This window comes from Streptomyces sp. NPDC091416 (assembly GCF_044756845.1).
In the GTDB taxonomy this organism is placed as follows: domain Bacteria; phylum Actinomycetota; class Actinomycetes; order Streptomycetales; family Streptomycetaceae; genus Streptomyces.
This window is the reverse complement of sequence record NZ_JBIVTU010000008.1, coordinates 56,709-74,531: the sequence shown is the minus strand read 5'-3', so window position 1 is coordinate 74,531 and position 17,823 is coordinate 56,709. Positions and strand designations below refer to the sequence as shown.

General features: G+C 73.1%; 14 protein-coding genes. 8 read left to right on the top strand and 6 right to left on the bottom strand.

The window, feature by feature from the left end; translation table 11 throughout:
* Nucleotides 1-14: 14 nt before the first annotated feature.
* From ACIQMX_RS23775 to ACIQMX_RS23760, 4 genes are all read right to left on the bottom strand, one after another.
* On the bottom strand, nt 15-740 hold the full coding sequence (locus ACIQMX_RS23775; RefSeq protein ID WP_402480887.1) for an HAD family hydrolase: 726 nt from the start codon (nt 738-740) through the stop codon (nt 15-17).
* Between the two features lie 13 nt (nt 741-753).
* Nucleotides 754-1,287 (bottom strand): Lrp/AsnC family transcriptional regulator, encoded by a 534-nt coding sequence (locus tag ACIQMX_RS23770; RefSeq protein WP_402480884.1) that lies wholly within the window; start codon nt 1,285-1,287, stop codon nt 754-756.
* A 131-nt stretch (nt 1,288-1,418) separates the two neighbouring features.
* Nucleotides 1,419-2,009 (bottom strand): lytic polysaccharide monooxygenase, encoded by a 591-nt coding sequence (locus tag ACIQMX_RS23765; RefSeq protein WP_402480882.1) that lies wholly within the window; start codon nt 2,007-2,009, stop codon nt 1,419-1,421.
* Between the two features lie 305 nt (nt 2,010-2,314).
* Nucleotides 2,315-3,493: a PP2C family protein-serine/threonine phosphatase gene (locus tag ACIQMX_RS23760; protein ID WP_402480879.1), complete on the bottom strand. Its 1,179-nt coding sequence runs from the start codon at nt 3,491-3,493 to the stop codon at nt 2,315-2,317.
* 280 nt (nt 3,494-3,773) lie between these two features.
* Between ACIQMX_RS23760 and ACIQMX_RS23755 the strand changes: the two genes are divergently transcribed.
* The 8 genes from ACIQMX_RS23755 (at nt 3,774) to ACIQMX_RS23720 (ending at nt 15,529) form a co-directional block, all read left to right on the top strand.
* On the top strand, nt 3,774-4,508 hold the full coding sequence (locus ACIQMX_RS23755) for an ABC transporter ATP-binding protein (RefSeq protein WP_402480876.1): 735 nt from the start codon (nt 3,774-3,776) through the stop codon (nt 4,506-4,508).
* Between the two features lie 161 nt (nt 4,509-4,669).
* Nucleotides 4,670-7,993, top strand: a complete 3,324-nt coding sequence (locus ACIQMX_RS23750) for an FtsX-like permease family protein (RefSeq protein WP_402480873.1) — start codon at nt 4,670-4,672, stop codon at nt 7,991-7,993.
* A 1-nt stretch (nt 7,994) separates the two neighbouring features.
* Nucleotides 7,995-10,715 (top strand): FtsX-like permease family protein, encoded by a 2,721-nt coding sequence (locus tag ACIQMX_RS23745; RefSeq protein WP_402480870.1) that lies wholly within the window; start codon nt 7,995-7,997, stop codon nt 10,713-10,715.
* The gene (locus ACIQMX_RS23740; RefSeq protein WP_363077424.1) at nt 10,712-11,674 is read left to right on the top strand and encodes an ABC transporter ATP-binding protein; all 963 of its coding nucleotides are present in this window, start codon (nt 10,712-10,714) and stop codon (nt 11,672-11,674) included. The genes ACIQMX_RS23745 and ACIQMX_RS23740 overlap by 4 nt, the downstream gene beginning before the upstream one ends.
* Before the next feature lie 113 nt (nt 11,675-11,787).
* The gene (locus tag ACIQMX_RS23735) at nt 11,788-12,126 is read left to right on the top strand and encodes an inner-membrane translocator (protein WP_363077426.1); all 339 of its coding nucleotides are present in this window, start codon (nt 11,788-11,790) and stop codon (nt 12,124-12,126) included.
* 212 nt (nt 12,127-12,338) lie between these two features.
* Complete coding sequence (locus ACIQMX_RS23730) at nt 12,339-12,506, top strand: hypothetical protein (RefSeq protein ID WP_402480866.1); 168 nt, start codon at nt 12,339-12,341, stop codon at nt 12,504-12,506.
* A 314-nt stretch (nt 12,507-12,820) separates the two neighbouring features.
* On the top strand, nt 12,821-14,332 hold the full coding sequence (locus ACIQMX_RS23725; protein WP_402480863.1) for an FUSC family protein: 1,512 nt from the start codon (nt 12,821-12,823) through the stop codon (nt 14,330-14,332).
* 132 nt (nt 14,333-14,464) lie between these two features.
* Entirely contained in the window at nt 14,465-15,529 is a 1,065-nt protein-coding gene (locus tag ACIQMX_RS23720) for a lactonase family protein (protein WP_402480860.1), read from the top strand.
* Between the two features lie 120 nt (nt 15,530-15,649).
* Here the strand turns inward: ACIQMX_RS23720 and ACIQMX_RS23715 are convergent, their stop codons facing one another.
* Both ACIQMX_RS23715 and ACIQMX_RS23710 read right to left on the bottom strand, forming a co-directional pair.
* Nucleotides 15,650-16,573 carry a hypothetical protein gene (locus tag ACIQMX_RS23715; RefSeq protein WP_363077434.1) on the bottom strand — a complete coding sequence of 308 codons (924 nt, stop codon included), beginning with the start codon at nt 16,571-16,573 and terminating at the stop codon, nt 15,650-15,652.
* 80 nt (nt 16,574-16,653) lie between these two features.
* Nucleotides 16,654-17,715 (bottom strand): N-acetylglucosamine kinase, encoded by a 1,062-nt coding sequence (locus ACIQMX_RS23710; RefSeq protein WP_402480858.1) that lies wholly within the window; start codon nt 17,713-17,715, stop codon nt 16,654-16,656.
* Between the last annotated feature and the right edge of the window lie 108 nt (nt 17,716-17,823).

Genomic DNA, 17,823 nt, shown 5'->3' with positions numbered 1-17,823 from the left:
GCGTCCCGCCGGGCTCAGGCAGCCGGTCCGCGCTCCTTCGGCCCCGGTGCGGTTCCGGGGAACAGCCAGGTGTACGCCGCCCGAGCGGTGAACTCGTCCTGCCCGGCGGGGAAGAGCAGCCCCGCCGTGTCGAACGCCGGATCCGTGGTGTCCACCGGTACGTAAGGGACCGCGATGCAGCGCATTCCCGCCGCATGCGCGGCCCTCGCGCCGGGCGCGGCGTCCTCCACCACCACACAGTCGGATGGCGCGGCGCCCAGGCGCCTGGCGGCCTCCAGGAACACATCCGGCTCCGGCTTCCCGCGCCGCACCTCGTCGGCGGAGACGTACGTGGTGAAGAAGGCGTCCAGGCCGGTGCCCGTCAGCACGGCCTCGATCCCGGCCAGGGACGAGCCCGATGCCACCGCCACGGGGACACCTCGCCTGTGCAGCAGCTCGACGAACTCCCGCATCCTGGGGAAGACTTGGGTGGATTTCCGTGCCAGGTCCAGATAGATCGCGTCCTGACCGGCCACCAGCTCGTCGGCGGACGCGGCGATCCGGTACTCGGCGCGCAGGACCGTCAGCGCCTCCAGGTTGCTGATCCCGATGAAGCGGGCGTTGCGCTCCCAGGTGAAGTCGGCCACGCCGTACCGTCCGAGGAGCAGACGCATCGACTCGTAGGCGTTCGGCTCACTGTCGACCAGGGTGCCGTCCAGGTCGAAGATGACGGAAAGAGCGTCTGCGTGCGATGAGTTCATGGCCGCCATGGTCTCAGCCGGGCGGCCGGGGCCGTTCCGGCGGACCCGCTTCGGGCGGTCCCTGGCCGCGTCCGGGCGAAGCCGCCCGGCCCACCGACTCCACCAGCGGCAGCAAACGGTGCGGTACCCGTTCGCGCAGCGCGACCTCGGTCCGGGTCCTGACGACGCCCGGAAGCTGGATCAGTCGCTGGATGACGTCCTCCAGGTGCCCGTTGTCCCGGGCCACCACCTGGGTGAGCAGATCGCCGCCGCCCGTGGTGGAGAACGCCTCGATGATCTCCGGTACCTCGGCGAGCGCCTCGCCCACGTCGTCGAGATGTCCCTGCGTCACTTCCAGGTGTACGAAGGCGAGCACCGGGTGGCCGAGGGCGGCGGGGGAGAGGAACGGGCCGCTTCCGGTGATGACGCCGTCCCGTTCGAGGCGGTCGATACGGGCCTGGAGGGTGCCCCGGGCGATGGCCAGGATCCGCGCGTACTCGCGCACGCTCGTCTGCGGCTGCTCGATGAGGAGCCGCAGGATCCGGGTGTCGAGCGCGTCCACCGCCATGGTCCGCCGGCCTTTCCCTGGTACGTCGTTCGCGGCAGCGACTGTACCAATGGCCCACCGCCGCCCGCGGCGCCGGACGTCCGCCCCCGGCCCCTCGTGCGGGCGGGCACGGGGCCGGGGGCGGCGCGGCGTCAGAACTTCACGTCGGAGCAGGCGTAGAACGCGTTGCCCGTGTCGGAGATCGTCCAGACGCCGAGGATCAGGTGTTTGCCGGACTTCTGCGGCAGCACGCCCGAGTGGGTCACGGTCGAGCCGGGCTGCCTGCCGCCGAAGGGAACGGTGAGGAACGGCTGCGGTTCGAGGTCGGCCCGGGTGAGCGGCTGGGACGGGTCGTAGCCGTCCCGGGTGATGTAGTACCGGAAGTCGGTCGTCGCGTGCCGGGCCTCGATCCGCCAGCGGAAGGTGTAGCTCTGCCCGGCGGAGACCTGGGTGGCGGGCCAGGCTCCGCCCCGCGGGTCGTCGAGCTCGGAGAAGCGGCCGATGCCGCCCGAGCAGATGTGGCCGTCGGCCGGTCCACGGGTGGGGAATCCCTTGGGGCCCTCGACGCTCGGCGGCTCCCACTGGATCTGGCCGCAGTGCTTGACGGTGCCGATCCCGCAGAGTTGCTGACGGCTGATCGGCGCGTCGGTGTAGCCGTGGCTCTGCGCGCTGCCGGATGTGGCCAGCAGGGCCACGCCGGCCAGGCCGAGCCCGGTCAGTAAGGAAGTGATCTTTCTGCGCATACGTCGCTCCTGGAGATGTGGGGTGATGTCCGGAGAGTGCTGCGGTCTAGACCAAGGGTGAGCGTAGTGATGTCAACTCGGTGTGTCCATACCGCCCGGAGCGGGCTCCTGGCACCGTGCACGGCCCGTCCGCCGGCGGGTCGCCGGGGAAGCTGCCGGGCGGCCTGATGCCGGGTGCTCGGCCTTCCGGGGCACGCCGGGGGAGGACGGCGGCCCTGTCGGTCAGTTCCCGCAGGCGGCACCGTGTCGTGCGAAGGGACGGTGGAGTTCAGGGCTGAGCCACGTCTGCGAAGCCGCGGTGGCGTTCAGACCGGCGGGCCCCTCCACTCGAACATCAGGATCGTCGCGTCGTCACGAAGGGTCGTGCTCTCCGGGTCCAGGAGGGAGTGGATGAGCCGGCGCAGGGTCTCCGGCGCGAGTTCTCCGGACGCGGCGGCACGTACGACGTAGTCGGCGAAACGTTCGAGGCCGAACTCCGTTCCGTTGCGCATCCGGGATTCGGTGGCGCCGTCCGTGTACATCAGCACGCGGTCCCCCCGCTCCAGGGCGATCCGGTGGACCTTGCGCGGTTCCGGCGCGAAAGCGAAGGGGAAGCCCATGGGCGGGTCCGCTTCCTTCTCCATCGCATGCGGGACCAGGGCACGGTTCCGGATGAGCAGCGGGGCCGGATGGCCGCAGTTGCTCCAGTGCAGCACGCCGGAGGCCAGGTCCAGTTGGGCCAGGATCCCCGTACAGAACTGTTCGGGAAGCCACCGGGTGAGTGCCCCGTCGACACTCTCGACGAGCCGGGGGAGATCGGCTCCCGTGCGGCGCGCATTGCGGCAGGCGGCCAGGGTGACCGAGGTGGCGAGGCCCGAGGCCAGGTCGTGCCCCATCGAGTCGAGGATCGAGGCGTGCAGGGTCGTGGGCGTGAGGGCGTGATCGAATCCGTCCCCCGCGATCTCGTACGCGGGTTCCAGGACGGCCGTGGACACGACGTGCGCCGTACCGATCGTGCGGGGAGGCAGGAACGCCCGGAGCATCTCCGCGGGCAACTCCATGGGTTCCGTGCGGGTCCGGGCGACGAACGAATCCTTGTAGGACCGCTTGGAGGTGATCATCATGGCCAGCAGCGAGGCGAGTACCCGGGCGCGGCGCAGCAGCACGGCGTCAAGCGTCGCGGACAGCACCGCCACGACACCCAGGCGCTCCGCGCCGTCGACGAGCGGCAGCCACGCCGTCAGGCCGCCCATGTCCGCTTCTTCCACCCGCAGCGACTGGGTGCGGTACGCCCAGCCCGCCAGCGAGTCGTCGATGATGAGTTCGGGGCCGTAGCCCGTCAGGGGAGCCAGGACGCGCTGCTGCACATCGGCCAGATAGACCGTCGAATGCTGGAGGCCGAGGGCCTTGGAACAGCGGTCCACGGCTGTGGTCAGGTCGAGGGCGGAGTTTGCCGGGTCGGCCAGAAAATCGCCCAGCAGGTCATCGCTCGCGGACGCCGCCATTCCTCAGCCTCTCCCCGTCGTCTGCCCGTCCCCCTGGGTAGTCTCGCCCGGGCACGCGCCTCCCGCGCGGCGGGGCGGTCCCGTCCCCGGGCTGCGCGGGCCCGGCGACGGGGCGAAGGGCCCGGACCGGGCCGTTGCCGAAGGGGCGGCGCACGACCGCGTCATCCGGTGCCGGACAGGGCCCGCCATGGCCGCGTGACCTCCGGCGGCCACCCGCCATTGCCCGGGCGCAGGCCCCTGCACATACTTGGCCGGACCGATTCCGTACGGGGGACCCTTCATGGCAAAGAACATCAGCGCGCACTCCGGCACGACCCTTGCGGCGGGCAGGGACGGGGAGCCCATGGTGCGTGTGGAGAACCTGCACCGCTCCTACGGCTCCGGGGCCGCCGCCGTCCACGCGCTGCGCGGCGTCTCCTTCGACGTGGCGCCCGGTGAGCTGGTCGCGCTCAAGGGCAGATCGGGCTCCGGCAAGACGACGGTCCTCAACCTGGTCGGCGGGCTCGACTCCCCCGACGAGGGCCGCGTCACCGTGGGCGGCACCGATCTGGCGGACCTCGGTGAGGACGGCCTGCTGGAGCTGCGGCGTGACCGCATCGGCTTCATCTTCCAGTCCTTCGGCCTGATCCCGATCCTGACGGCCGCCGAGAACGTCGGTGTGCCGATGCGTCTGCGCAGAACCGATCCGAAGGAGCGCGACGAGAGGGTCGAGCTGCTCCTGGCACTGGTCGGACTCGCCGAACACGCGGAACAGCGGCCCGGTGAGCTCTCCGGTGGCCAGCAGCAACGTGTCGCCATCGCCCGCGCACTCGCCAATCGGCCCGCCCTGCTGATCGCCGACGAACCGACGGGCCAGCTGGACGCGGAGACCGGGCTGGCGGTGATGGAGCTGCTGCGGGCCGTGGTGCGGGCCGAGGGGGTGACGGCGCTGGTCGCCACGCACGACGCCCAGCTGCTGGGTCTGGCCGACCGGGTGCTCGAACTCAACGACGGCCACATCGTCGAGCACGTCTGACGCACGGCTGGAGCTCCGCATTCCGGTACTCACGCACCGAAATGCGGTCACAATTCGGTCAAGTCGTGGGGGAGAGTGGTGCCCTCTGGTCGCACTCTCTGTAAACATCCCTTTCGAAAGATTTTTCGGGGGATGTGTGCAAGGCGCTTCGGGGGAGACCGGTGACGGGATTTGTGTTTCTGCGCGTCCGCGCACACCGGTTGCTGGTCACGGCGGCGCTGCTGGCCGTCCTGCTGACCACCGCCGTGCTGGCCACGCTCGCGGCTTTCGCGGGTTCCGTCGGGGACGCCGGTCTGCGTCACGCCCTGCAGACCAGGGACGCGGCCGCCGCCTCGCTGATCATCAAGGCGGAGAGCCCCGGCGCGGACCGCGCCGCGGCCGCACAGGCGGTCCGGCGCGGAGCCAGGCAGTCCTTCGACGGGCTGCCGGTGACCCTGCGGCAGTTCGACCGCTCGGGGCCGTACGCGCTGCCGCGGAGTCTGCAGCCGGCGGCCGCCCGCGCGGGCGAACCCGACCTCACCACGTTCGCTCTGGCCGACCGCTCGCGGGTCCGCCTGTCGAAGGGCGCCTGGCCGACCGCGGGACAGGATGACGTGGTCGGGGTCACCGTGCCCGAGGTCGCCGCGAAGCAGCTGAAACTGGAGCCGGGACGGGTCATGACCCTCACCGACCGGTTCGGCGGTCCCGCCGTGCGCATACGCGTCACCGGCGTCTACCGTCCCGTCGACCGGAACGATCCGTACTGGCAGCTGGACGAGCTGGGCGGGCGCGGCGTGCACAAGGACTCGTTCATGACGTACGGGCCGCTGCTGACCGACACCGCGGCCTTCGGGTCCGGCCGGGTCACGCAGGGCGGTCTGTCCTGGCTGGCCACGGCCGACTTCACCGCGTTCGGCGCCGACCGGATCGACTCGCTGCGCACGGCCGCGAAGAACAGCCAGAAGTTCCTCGCCGCCCAGCCGGGGCTGGAGAGCGACGTCACCACGCGTACCTCGCTGCCCGACGTCCTCGGCTCCTTGGAGCGGGCACTGCTCGTGTCCAGGGCGACCCTCCTGATCATCTCGTTGCAACTGGTGCTGCTCGCCGCGTACACGCTGCTGCTGGTGGCCCGGCTGCTGAGCACGGAACGCGCGGGCGAGGCCCAGGTGCTGCTGGCCCGAGGCGCGTCCCGTCGCCGTCTCGCCGCGCTCTCCGCCCTGGAGGCGCTGCTGCTCGCGCTGCCCGCCGCCGTGTGCGCGCCGCTGCTCGCGGGTCCGCTGACCCGGTTGCTCGCCGGCCAGGGGCTGCTGGCCAGGATCGGGCTGAGCGTCGACACCGGTCCGACCGCGGAGGTCTGGCTGGTCGGCGTGGCGGCGGCGCTGGCCTGTGCCGCGGCCGTGGTGGCCCCGGCGCTCACCGCGGCAGTGGCGGCACGCGGCCGAGGCCGCACGCTGCCCGCCCCGCTGCGGACGGGCGCGGACATCGCCCTCGTGGTCGTCGCCGCGGTCGCGTTCTGGCAGCTGGACCGGCGTACCTCGGGCGGCGGCGCCCTCAACGGTGACCGTGAGGGCGCGTTGGGCATCGACCCGCTGCTCGTCGTGGCGCCGGCGCTGGCGCTGCTGGCCGGAACCGTCCTGACCTTGCGGCTGCTGCCGCCGACCGCGAAACTCGCCGAGCGGCGGGCGACCGCGGGCCGGGGTCTGACCGTCTCGCTGGCGGGCTGGCAGATCAGCCGCAGACCGCAGCGCGGCGCGGGACCGGTGCTGCTGCTGGTGCTCGCCGTCGCGATGGGCATGCTGGCGATCGGTCAGGGCGCGTCCTGGGACCGCTCGCAGGACGACCAGGCGGACTTCCGGGCCGGCGCCCCGGTACGCGTGCTGGGCAGCGGCACCTCCCGGTTCGGCCAGGGCGGTGTGTACGACGGGATGCCGGGCGTACGGGCAGTGGCGCCGGCCGCCCGGACCGCTCTCGGTCTCTCGGGCGGACGCCAGGCCACCGTGCTCGCGCTCGACACCGGGCTCGCAGGCGGGGAACTACGGCTGCGAGGCGACCTGGCCGACACCGACCCGGGCGGACTGCTGAGGACCCTGACCCCGGCGAGGACCGCACGCGCCGGTGTACTGCTGCCCGATGACACGGTCCGCCTCGTCCTCGACGTCACGCTGAGCGCCGCCTCGGACGGCCCGAACGAGCGAGAGGGCACCGCCATCACTCTCACCTTCGAGGACCGTTTCGGGGTGTCCTACCGGCTGGAGTCGGACGCACCCGTGCCGGACGGCAAGCCGCACGCGCTGACCGTCGACTTCGCCAAGGCGGCGGACGCCCCGGCGGGAAGGCCGGCGGGTCCGCTGGCGCTGACCGGGGTGGAATTCGACGAAACCGGCTACCCGGATCGGATCGCCGCCAAGCGCCTCACGATCGGCGCGATGCGCTCGGTCACCGCGGACGGCGCCACCCGGCGGGTCACCGTGCCGAAGGGGCCGGCGTGGGAGGCCAGGGCCACGGCGAGCGTCGAGCCCGACCTCTCCCGGAACGAGCGCGGCCCCGCGATCACCGCGGTGAGCTCGTCGTCCCGTACACCCCTCGACGTCACCTACCACACGGGCAGAGCGGTGTCCGAGGACCAGTGGGGCCCCGAGCGCAGGGTCACCGTCCGGGTCACGGCCAAGCGCGGGAAGCCGGCTCTGCCCGCCGCGCTCGCGACCGACCGCTTCCTCGAATCCAGTGGAGCGAAGACCGGGTCCCTGATCGACATCCCGATGCCCGGAGGCGCCGTCAGGGCGAAGATCGTGGGCACGCTCCGCGGTGTTCCGACCACCGGACCCGGGGCGGGCGCCCTCGACCCGGCCGCCACGCCCGCCACCGACGGCGGCGCGCTGCTGATCGATCTGCGCGCCGTCAACCGGGTGCTCGCCACCCGTCCCGACTCGTCGTTCCCGCCCACCGAATGGTGGCTGTTCACCGAGCGCGGAGCCGCGGACGAGGTCGCGGCGGCGCTGCGCGACAGGGCCGAGATCGACCCGACCCAGATCCAGGTCCGCGACGAGATCGCCGAGGACCTGCACGACGATCCGCTCGGCGCGGGCCCGCAGTCGGCGCTGCTCGCGGTGGCGCTCGTCGCCGCCGCACTGGCCGCGGTCGGCTTCGCGGTCAGCACGGTGGGAACGCAGCGGGAACGCTCGGCGGAGCTCGCTGTCCTGCGGGCACTCGGCGCCCCGCGACGCCAGCTGGCCCGGCTGCTCACCGTCGAGCAGTCACTGCTGATCGCGCTCGGGCTGCTGATCGGGGTGGCCCTCGGCGCTGTGCTCACCCGTGCCGTCGTACCGCTGATCGTGCTGACCGGACAGGCCACACAACCCGCTCCGAGCGTGCTGGTGGAACTGCCGCTCGGGCGCGTGGCGCTGCTGGTCGCGGGAGTCGCCGCCGCACCCGTGCTCATCGTGGCGATGTGGACGATGCGCCGAGGCGATCCCGCCGCGGCGCTGCGTGTCCAGGGAGGCGAGTGACATGAAGACCGCTGCCCCCTGGGTCCGCACCCGGCTGCGTACAGCGCCGGGGTCCGCCGCCGCCCTGCTGCTCCTCGTCCTGGTCACCTCGTTCCTCGCCGCGGCGTTCCCGGGCGCGGTGGACGCGTACGAAAGCCGGGGTCTGCGCCACGAGGTGAGCGCCACCTCACCGGATGGAACCGTCATCCAGCTGAGCAGCGATCCCGGACAGGACGTGGACGGTGGACCGCAGGCGCGTACCGACGCACTGCGGGCCCGTCGGCTGACCGAGAACTACCGGCAGATCCTGGCCGCCCTGCCCGGGTCCCTGCGCGTCGACACCCGCCAGTCCGCCTACGGAGCACGCACCCTCAAGCCGGTGGAGGTCACCGACACGTGGCTGCCCGAGCTGAACGGCGGCCTGCCGGTATTCACCCTGTCCGCCCAGACCGCGGTCGCCGAGCACTCCACGCCGGTCTCCGGACGGATGCCCAGGGCGACCGCGGGGTCCGTCACCCCGGCCACCGGCACCGTCGAGGCAGCGGTCACCTCCGCCACTGCCGGGGCGCTGCGCATCAAGGTCGGCTCGACCATCCATGTGCCGCGCGCCGAAGGCGCACCCCTCGCCGTGCGGGTCACCGGCATCGTCGAGCCGCTGCGCCCGCAGCAGAGCTACTGGTCCGTCGAATCCGTGCTGCGCACGCCGACCTACCTCCACACGCCCGATCAGCCCCCACTGCCGTACTGGCACGGCTCGCTGCTGCTGGCCCCGGAAGCGGCACCCATCCTGCTGTCCATGCCCGTGGACACCGAGGCCTACTGGCGTATCGCGCCCGACCCGGCCGGGATGGACATCGCCGGCCTGCCCCGGATCAAGCAGACGATCGCCTCCCTCGAACACGGCCCGCTGCAGAGCGCGCTGCGTACCGAGATCGCGCCGTGGCTGGAGACCAGTTCCGGCCTGGACGACGTCCTCGTCGAGTTCGACGGCATCCGTGCCGCCCTCAAGCCCGTGGTCGCCGTCGCCGCCTTCGGCGTCGGCAGCGTCGCGGCCGTCGTCCTGCTGATGACCGGCGGCCTGGCCGCCTCGCGCCGGCACGCCGAGCTGTCGCTGCTCCGCTCACGGGGCGGATCGGTCCGGGGAATCGCGGGGCGGCTGCTCGCCGAGGTCGCCGTGCCCGTGCTGACCGGCGCGGCCCTCGGCTGCGCGCTCGCGCTCGTCGCCGTGCCCGAGGGCAGGACGCTGCCGGCGCTGCTCGCCTCGGCCGCGGTCGCACTGTTCGGCTGTGCCACGCTGCCGCTGCGGGCGGCCTTCGTGCACCGGCGGCCGCGCCTGCACGGTGACCGTGACGATCTCGTACGGGCCAGGCCCTCCCGCCGCCGGACCGTGGCGGAACTGACGCTGCTCGTGCTGACCGTGGCAGCGGTCACCGCGCTGCGGCGCCGCGGCACCTCGGACGGCGACGCGGACGCACTGATCAGCGCCGCCCCGGTCCTGGTGGGTGTGATCGCCGCGCTGCTGCTCGTACGGCTGTATCCGCTGCCCCTGCGGCTCGCGGCGCTGCCGATGGCGAGGCGGCGCGGTGCGGTCGGCTTCCTTTCGCTCGCCCGTGCGGGCCGCTCCTCCGCCGCCTCCACCGTGCTTCCGCTGCTGGCGCTGCTCGTGGCCCTGACGACGACGGCGTTCGGCGGCTCGGTACTCTCCGGTGTCGCCGACGCCCGGGACCGGGCGTCCCTGGCCGCGATCGGTGCCGATGCCCGGATCGACGCGGACCAGGGGCTGCCGGACGCGCTGGCCGGGACGGTACGGAAGGTGGCCGGGGTGAGCGATGTCGCGCCCGTCCACCGGGAGTACGACCTGGACCTGCGGGACGGCAGGCTCGAGCGCGTCACCCTGCTCGCCGTCGACCCCGATTCGTACGCGCGTCTCGCCGGCCGCACCGGCCTCGGTCCGTTCCGGGCCGCCGAACTGCGGAAGTCCTCCGGGGTGCTGCCCGCGCTCGCCTCGCCCGCAGTCGCCGAGCGGCTGCGTGGCGGGACGGCGACGATCGGCTCGGCGGCGGAACCGTTCTCGGTCCGTGTGGACATGGTGCGCAGCACCACGCCCGCCGCCACCGACGGCGACTTCCTGGTGATCGACGCAGCCGGCCTGCCGGGCAGGCACCCCGCCTCCATGCTGCTGATATCCGGGCCCTCCGTGGCCGGCGCCGACCTGGGGGCAGCGGCCCGCGCAGCGGGCTCCGCCACGGTGAAGCTGCGCTCCGCCGAACGGGCCGGATTCACGACGTCACCCGTGCAGAGCGGCGCCGAACGGATCTACGCGGTGGCCGCGGGTGTGGGAGCCGGGTACGCGGTGCTCGCGCTGGTGCTCTCACTGCTCCAGACCTCCGCCGAGCGGGCCGCGCTGCTGGGACGGCTGCGCACCATGGGCCTGACTCGCAGGCAGGGGCGCCGTCTGCTGATTCTGGAGAACCTCCCGCAGGCCCTGCTGGCCGCCGTGGGCGGTGCGCTGGTGGGCTGGGTGGCGATCCTGCTGCTGGCTCCCGGAATCGATCTCGGCCGGCTCGCCCTGGCCGATCGGGCGGTGTCGCTCGGCGAGGTGGAGCTGCGCGCAGATCCGCTGAGCCTGCTGCTGCCCGCGCTCGCCCTGGTGGCGATCGCGTCGGCGGTGGCCGCCGCGCAGGCCTGGGTGATCACCCGGCGTACGACAACGACCGAACTCAGGGCAGGAGACACGCGATGACCGAGACCTCCACGGGCATCACCCTCGGCGAGCTGGAGCGCCGGGCGGCGGCCCGGCGCGACCGGCCCGAGTACGGCCACGACGCGCTGATCACCTGCGACCGTCTGGTCCGCATCTTCTCCACGGACGGAGTCGAGGTGCAGGCGCTGCAAGGGCTCGACCTGCTGGTCCGCGAGGGAGAGCTGATGGCGCTGGTCGGGGCGTCCGGCAGCGGCAAGTCGACGCTGATGAACGTCCTGGCGGGTCTGGACGAGCCGACGGCGGGCGCGGCGAAGGTGGCCGGCTGTGATCTGCTGACCATGAACGCGAAGGACCGGCTGCGCTACCGGCGTGAGGTGGTGGGCTTCGTCTGGCAGCAGACGGCACGCAACCTCCTGCCGTACCTGAGCGCCGTGCAGAACGTGACGCTGCCCATGCAGCTGGCCGGCCGCACGAGGAAGAAGGCCGAACGGGCCGCGCGCGCCGAGTCACTGCTCTCGCTGCTGGAGGTGGCCGACTGCCGCGACCGCCGCCCGCACCAGATGTCCGGCGGCCAGCAGCAACGCGTCTCCATCGCGGTGGCCCTGGCGAACGAACCGTCGGTGCTGCTCGCCGACGAGCCGACGGGAGAGCTCGACTCCCAGACGGCCGAACAGGTCTTCGCCGCGCTGCGGATGGCGAACCAGGAGCTCGGCACGACGACCCTGATCGTCACCCACGACCAGTCGGTGGCCTCCGAGGTCCGCCGCACGGTGGCCATTCGCGACGGCCGAACCTCCACGGAGACCCTGCGGCGCACGGAGGTCGACGCGACGGGCCGGGAATCAGTGGTGGCCAGGGAATACGCGATGCTGGACCGCGCGGGCCGCCTGCAGCTGCCCGCCGACCACACCGAAGCCCTGGGCATGCGTGACCGGGTGATGCTGGAGCTGGAGACCGATCACATAGGCATCTGGCCCGACGACACGGCGGTGCACTAGTCCCCTCGTTCGGATCATGCCGGGCTCGTCGGGGCATGAAGAGCCGGGCACGCCTCGGTTGCGAGTCGGCTACGGCCCGTTCGGAATGGTCTGTTCCGGGTGATCGTCGAGCCATGACCGAACGTGCCGACAAGCAGCCCTCCGGCGGAGAGCGTGCCCTCACCGCAGGTTGTCTTCTGTTCCTCGTCATGGCGGCGGACGCGGCGGCCGGGTTGCTGGTCGTCATCGTGCTCGCCGTGCGGGGACTGGACCGCATGGGCTCCGGCTCCGGACGGACGGCGACCGGCATGCCGCCCCTGGACCGGGCGCCGGTGCTGGGCTTCGGCGCTCTGGCCCTGGCGGCCGGCATCACGGCCGTCGTATTGCTGCGCATCGGGCACCGGGCCATCGGGGCGGTGCAGCTGACGTTCTGCGTTCTCCTGGCGGTCCAGGCGCTGAGGTCCTGGCCCTGACCTGGGCGCGGCGCTCACGGCGTCGTGTGCCGGCAAGCGCGAGCGCCGTGCAGGCGTGGAGGCCTGGTGCCGCCCGGAGCAGGCAGGGGGGGAAGCATCGATTGCTGACAGAACTGTGCATTCCGGTTTAAGTCGGCTCTCGCGGGTATCCCGTCACACACGGGCCGGATGCCAAGCGGCCCGCACGCTACGACGCGGAGGCCAGCGAACACATGGAACGGCACGCCGCACTCATCCGAGCCCTGGCGATGAAGGCGAAGGGGGCCAAACTCAAGTCCGACGGCGCAGCGCTCGGCGACGAACGCCTCAAGGCGGAAGGACGGCGATGGGCCGAAGCCGGACGCGCCGTCCAGGCAGGCGCGAAGGTCCCCCGTCACTGAGACTGCCTGCGCGGGCCCGGCGCCGCGAGCGGGACCCGGTGGACCTGGCGCGGTCCACGCGCCGTGTGAACGGCCACCCTGCTCCGGCGGGTCCGGTGGGTGCGGACGTCGTGGCAGCCTGATCCGTTGGCTCTGCCGTGGCCCGGCAGCGTGGGGTGATCATGAGCCATTGGTCCATAGGTGGTGGTTCAAGTTGAACCATTAGCTCTTCAGGTGCTGAAATGGCTCTATCAATGGCGCTGCGGGTCCCCCGGGATCTCTGTGGCGCCTTTTTCATGTCTGCGCTGATGCATGCGCGAAAGGGGCGGGGCCACGTGCTGAAGAGGGCGTTCATCGCACACGATCCGGGGCGGATCCGGTTGCGGTTCGCGTCCAGAGCCGTGCTCGGCATCGGGCTCGCCGTGGCGCTGTGCGGGGCGGCCGGGCACTCCCTGGCGGCGGCCATCACCGGCGGTCTGGCCGCGCTGCTCGCGCTGTTCACGGTGACCGACCCGACAGTGCGTGGACAGGCGGTCACGACCGCGCTCCTCCCCGTCGTCGGCCTCCCGGTCCTCACGCTCGCGGCCGCGCTGCACGATGTGCCCGTCGCCCGCGACCTGGCGTTCCTCGCGGTCGTGGGGGCGGGCGTGTACGCCCGGCGGTGGGGGCCGCGCGGGCACTCGCTGGGCGTGTTCGGCTTCATGGCCTACTTCTCCGCCCAGTTCCTGCACACCGTTCCCGGCAAGCTGCCCGAGCTGTACGCGGCGGTGCTGCTGTCGCTCGTCGCGTCGTCGGTGGTGCGGTTCGGGGCGTGGTGCTACGAGCGGCGGCTCGCGGCACCCGTGGCGGTCGCCCTTCCGGCCGGGGGAGCAGGGCTCGCGCGGATCACGACACGCCAGGCCGTGCAGGCGACGCTCGGATCGGGGTTCGCGCTCGCCGTGGGGCAGGTGCTCTCCGACCAGCGTTGGTACTGGGCGGTCGGCGCCACCTGGTGGGTGTTCGTGGCCACGACCTCGCGGGGCGAGACCGTCGTGCGCGGGTTCAGGCGATTCCTGGGGACCGTGCTCGGAATCGGTCTGGGCTTCGCCGTGGCCGTGCCGCTGCACCACGAGCCGGTCGTGGCCGCCGTGGTCGTGGCGATCAGCGTGTTCGGCATCTTCTACTCCGCCGCTGTCTCCTACACCTGGATGATGCTGGCCGTGACCGTGATGGCGAGCATGCTGTACGGGCTGCTCGGTGTGCTCGACGCGGATCTGCTCGTGCTGCGGGTGACCGAGACGGGGGCCGGGGCGCTCGGTGCCGTACTGGCGGTGCTGTTCGTGCTGCCGGTCACCACGCACTCGGTGACCGAGGTCTGGGTGGAGCGGGCGCTGCGGTGCGTGCACACGTGCACGGCGGAGGCCGCCGCACGGCTCGCCGGGAGCGAGGAAGCCGACCCGCCGCGGCGCGTCGCCGAGCTGGAGGCGATCCTCGGCCGGGTGCGCCTGTCGCTCGCGCCCCTGGTGCACCCGCTCAACCCGATGAGGGCCCGCAAGCGACGGGCACGGCATGTGCTCGCCCTGCTCGACGACTGCGCGCGGGAAGTACGCGGGCTGGCCTCTGTCGCGGCGGACCCGGAAGCCTCCCACGACGCCCGGCTCGCCGCCGCCTGCTGGCGCGTCGAGAGCGCCGTGGAGGCGCTCACCGCGCCCGAGCGCCCGGCCCGTGCCACAGCGGCCGGGGGCGTCCCGGCGCACTCGGCGGCCACCGAACCCGCGCTCGCCCACCTGCACAGCCTGGAGCGCGCGCTCGCCGAACTGGCCGCGCCCCTGCACGCCCCGCGCCGCGCACCCCTCCTCCCGGCCTGACCCCGCACCCCCGACTCCGTACCGCCGAGTCCGCACCCCTGGTCCAGACCAGATGGAGACACTGCTACGGTCGCCGCGGAAGATCGCGGCGGCCGTCGTCGTCGTGATCAGTCGGCGGAGAGAGGCAGTGCGGTGGACAGCAGCAACGGTGCCGGACGGGCATACATCGGGTCGTTCACCTCGGCGGGCGGGCGGGGCATCACCGTCGCCGCCGTGGACGAGGAGACCGGGGCGCTCACCGTCCTCGGTGCGACGGACGCCGTACCCGACCCCTCGTACCTCGCGCTCGGCCGGGGCGCCGGCGGCGCGGTCCTCTACGCGGTGAGCGAGACGGAGAAGGGTGCGGCGGCGGCCCTCGACGTCAGCCACGATGTTCCGCGGCTCCTCGGCGAGCTCCGGCCGGTCGACGGTGACAGCCCCACCCATCTCGCGCTCGTGGGCGGCCACGTGGTCACCGCCAACTACGGCTCCGGAAGCGTCACCGCGCTGCCCGTGCTCGCCGACGGTTCGCTCGGAGCCGCTTCCTGCGTACTCGCGAACGAGGGCAGCGGCCCGGTCACCGAACGCCAGGAGGGGCCGCACGCCCACCAGGTCCTTCCCGACCCGTCGGGAAACTGGGTGCTCGGGGTCGACCTCGGCACCGACTCCGTACGGATCTGCGCGCTCGACGCGGAGACCGGGGAGCTGCGCGCGCACGGCGAGACGGTGCTGCGGTCCGGCACCGGCCCGCGCCATCTCGCGTTCCACCCCGCAGGCGGCCACGCCTATGTGCTCAACGAGCTGGAGCCCACGGTCATGGTGTGCCGGTGGGACGCGACCGCCGGGGTCCTGGAGGCGGTCGGCGAGACGCCCGTACTGCCGGCCGGGGCGAGCGGTGACGCCGGCCGGGCGAGCTATCCGTCCGAGGTCGTCGTCGCGCACGACGGCCGGTTCCTCTGGGTGGCCAACCGGGGCCACGACAGCATCTCGGTGCTCGCCCTCGACTCCACGGGCGAGCAGGTGTCCCTGATCACGACCGTGAGCTGCGGCGGGCACTGGCCGCGCGACCTCGCCCTCGATCCGTCCGGCCGGCGGCTGTACGCCGCCAACGAGAGGTCCGGGGACGTCAGCTGGTTCGCCGTCGACCCGGAGACCGGCATCCCGGCGCCGGAAGGGTCCCTGGAGGTCCCAGCGGCCTCCTGCGTGATCTTCGCCTGAGGAACGGCGCAGGCCCCGGGACCCGCGAACGGGTCCCGGGGCCTGCGCGTGTCCCGGACGGGCCGGTGCGCCGTCCGTCCCGCTTCCGCGACGGACGGCGCACCCGGCTCCCGGCCCGGGTCAGTGCGCCTGGGCTCCCTGCGCCACCGCCGGGGCGATGCCGAGCGAGGACATGTACATCGACAGCACCAGCTTGCCGATCGCCGGGTACGCGCCGAGCGGCTCGGCGCTCGCGCAGCCGGCCTCCTTCACCGCGGCGTCCAGCATCCCGTCGGCGATCTCGGGGCCCACCAGGTAGGGCGCCACGGCCAGCTGCACCGACCCGGACCCCTTCAGCTGCTCGGCGATCGAGGCGACCGAGCCCTCGACATCGAGCGCCGCGGCCATCACCGGCACGGCGAGGCGTGCGGCCAGCAGCATGCCGGTGATCCCTGCCGCCTGCACGGCCTCCTCGCCGCCCACGGTGGCCAGCACGATGCCGTCGGCGGCCGTGGCCACGGTGAACAGCCTCGCGCGGTCCGCGCGGGCGAGACCCGCCTCGGAGAGGCGTACGTGCAGCGCCTCGGCGAGCAGCGGGTGCGGGCCGAGCACATCGGTCAGCTCGGCCGGGGCCCCACTGTCCTCGATCGCGCCGCGTATCCGCTGGACCAGCGTGCTGTCGGGTCCCGCGAGCAGCGGCACCACGACGGCGGCCGGGCCCTCGGGCTCGGCGACCTCACGGCCGACGGCCATCGCCTGCTCGAAGCGCGCGACGCGCTCGGCGGCGGCGTGCGCGAGAGCGGAGGCAAGGCTGGGGTACTCGGTGTCGTCGCCGTCGAGGTAACCGATCAGGGCGTTCAGACCGGGCAGCTCGGAGCGGGCAATGCTGATGACCTCCTCGGCCAGACCGCGGCTGGCCGGGGAAGGGGTACCGGGAACGGCGAGAACGAGCGCGGCAGCGCCCTCAGGTGCGACCACGGGCTCCGGGCGGCGGTGCCGTCCGGACTGGCGAGGTCGCGGCATTCGTACAGGCAGGCCGGAAGCGGGCCCAGTGGGGGTGCTCATGGCGCCGCATGCTACTGGTTTTGGGTACCCCACTGCTCGGGGAGGGGCCGGTCGAGCGTTGTCTGTCCGCATTTATCCGATCAGCGGCTTACCGGTCGACTGCCCTGCTCTGTCGCCCCCCGGGAAGTGCCGGATTCCTGCGGGGACACGGTGACCCGGAGCAGCGTGGCGTGGAGTGGCAGCCGAAGCCCCTCGGTGGCGAGCGCCTGCGCGATGCGCAGCGAACCGATCAGCGGATCACCCGAACCGGGGACCGCCCGGGCCTGCGGGAGCTGTCGCGCCAGCTCCTCGCGCAACGGTGCGAGCAGTGGCTCGCCCATCCGGAACAAGCCACCGGTCAGAGCCACTTCGCATCCCGCGCCGCCCGCACCCGCCTTCGGGCACACCGCGGCGGCCGCCTCCGCGATGTGCCCGGCGGCGTCACGGAGGATGCCTTCGGCGACCGGGTCGTGCGCCGCGCACGCGGCCACCTCGGGAGCGAACGAGGCCAGGACCGCGGGCCGGTCGGTACGCGGATAGAGCAGGCCGGGCAGTTCCGGCGCCGGGCCGAACACCGCCTCCAGTCTGGCCAGCAGGGCCGGGGAGCCCCCGCGCCGTCCGTCGTGGGCGCGCATCGCCGCGTCGAGTCCGGCCCGCCCGATCCACGCACCCCCTCCGCTGTCACCCAGCAGATGCCCCCAGCCGTCGGCCCTTCGCCACTGCGTGAGATCCGTTCCCAGCGCGATCAGGCCGGTACCGGCCGCCACCACCGCGCCGGGCCGCTGGCCGACCGCTCCGGCGTACCCGGTCACCGCGTCGGCGGCCAGTGCCAGCTGCCGCAGACCGAACGCGTCCGCCAGGGCCGCGGGCAGTTCGGCACGCAGCTGGTCGCCCAGCGTGGCCATGCCGGCCGCCCCGATCGCGGCGGTGGCGATCCGGTCGCCTCCGCCGTGCCGGGCGAGCAGCCGACGGACGGTGGGCAGCAGCTGGTCGAGTAGGTGGGAGGCGTCGATGCCGGAGGGGCCGGTCCGCACCGGCTCGTCGCACTCCGACGTGGCCAGGGGCGCTTCACCGGCCACGGTGCCCAGCGCAACCCGCAGCCCGGAACCGCCCGAGTCGACGCCGAGGACGTACTCCCCGGCCGCATGCCCGTGTGACTCCATGGAGCGGCTCCCGTCAGCAGAGGAATGACGGCGGCAGCCTATCCCCAGGCCCTGCGCGGCGAGCCGGAGACGTCGCGGTGGACCGCACCCGGGCCGTGCGGTCACCGC

Bases quoted from the DNA above. Each gene is read 5' to 3' on its own strand.
- ACIQMX_RS23775 (WP_402480887.1), bottom strand. From the start codon at position 740: ATGAACTCATCGCACGCAGACGCTCTTTCCGTCATCTTCGACCTGGAC.
- ACIQMX_RS23770 (WP_402480884.1), bottom strand. From the start codon at position 1,287: ATGGCGGTGGACGCGCTCGACACCCGGATCCTGCGGCTCCTCATCGAG.
- ACIQMX_RS23765 (WP_402480882.1), bottom strand. From the start codon at position 2,009: ATGCGCAGAAAGATCACTTCCTTACTGACCGGGCTCGGCCTGGCCGGC.
- ACIQMX_RS23760 (WP_402480879.1), bottom strand. From the start codon at position 3,493: ATGGCGGCGTCCGCGAGCGATGACCTGCTGGGCGATTTTCTGGCCGAC.
- ACIQMX_RS23755 (WP_402480876.1), top strand. From the start codon at position 3,774: ATGGCAAAGAACATCAGCGCGCACTCCGGCACGACCCTTGCGGCGGGC.
- ACIQMX_RS23745 (WP_402480870.1), top strand. From the start codon at position 7,995: ATGAAGACCGCTGCCCCCTGGGTCCGCACCCGGCTGCGTACAGCGCCG.
- ACIQMX_RS23740 (WP_363077424.1), top strand. From the start codon at position 10,712: ATGACCGAGACCTCCACGGGCATCACCCTCGGCGAGCTGGAGCGCCGG.
- ACIQMX_RS23735 (WP_363077426.1), top strand. From the start codon at position 11,788: ATGACCGAACGTGCCGACAAGCAGCCCTCCGGCGGAGAGCGTGCCCTC.
- ACIQMX_RS23730 (WP_402480866.1), top strand. From the start codon at position 12,339: ATGGAACGGCACGCCGCACTCATCCGAGCCCTGGCGATGAAGGCGAAG.
- ACIQMX_RS23715 (WP_363077434.1), bottom strand. From the start codon at position 16,573: ATGAGCACCCCCACTGGGCCCGCTTCCGGCCTGCCTGTACGAATGCCG.
- ACIQMX_RS23710 (WP_402480858.1), bottom strand. From the start codon at position 17,715: ATGGAGTCACACGGGCATGCGGCCGGGGAGTACGTCCTCGGCGTCGAC.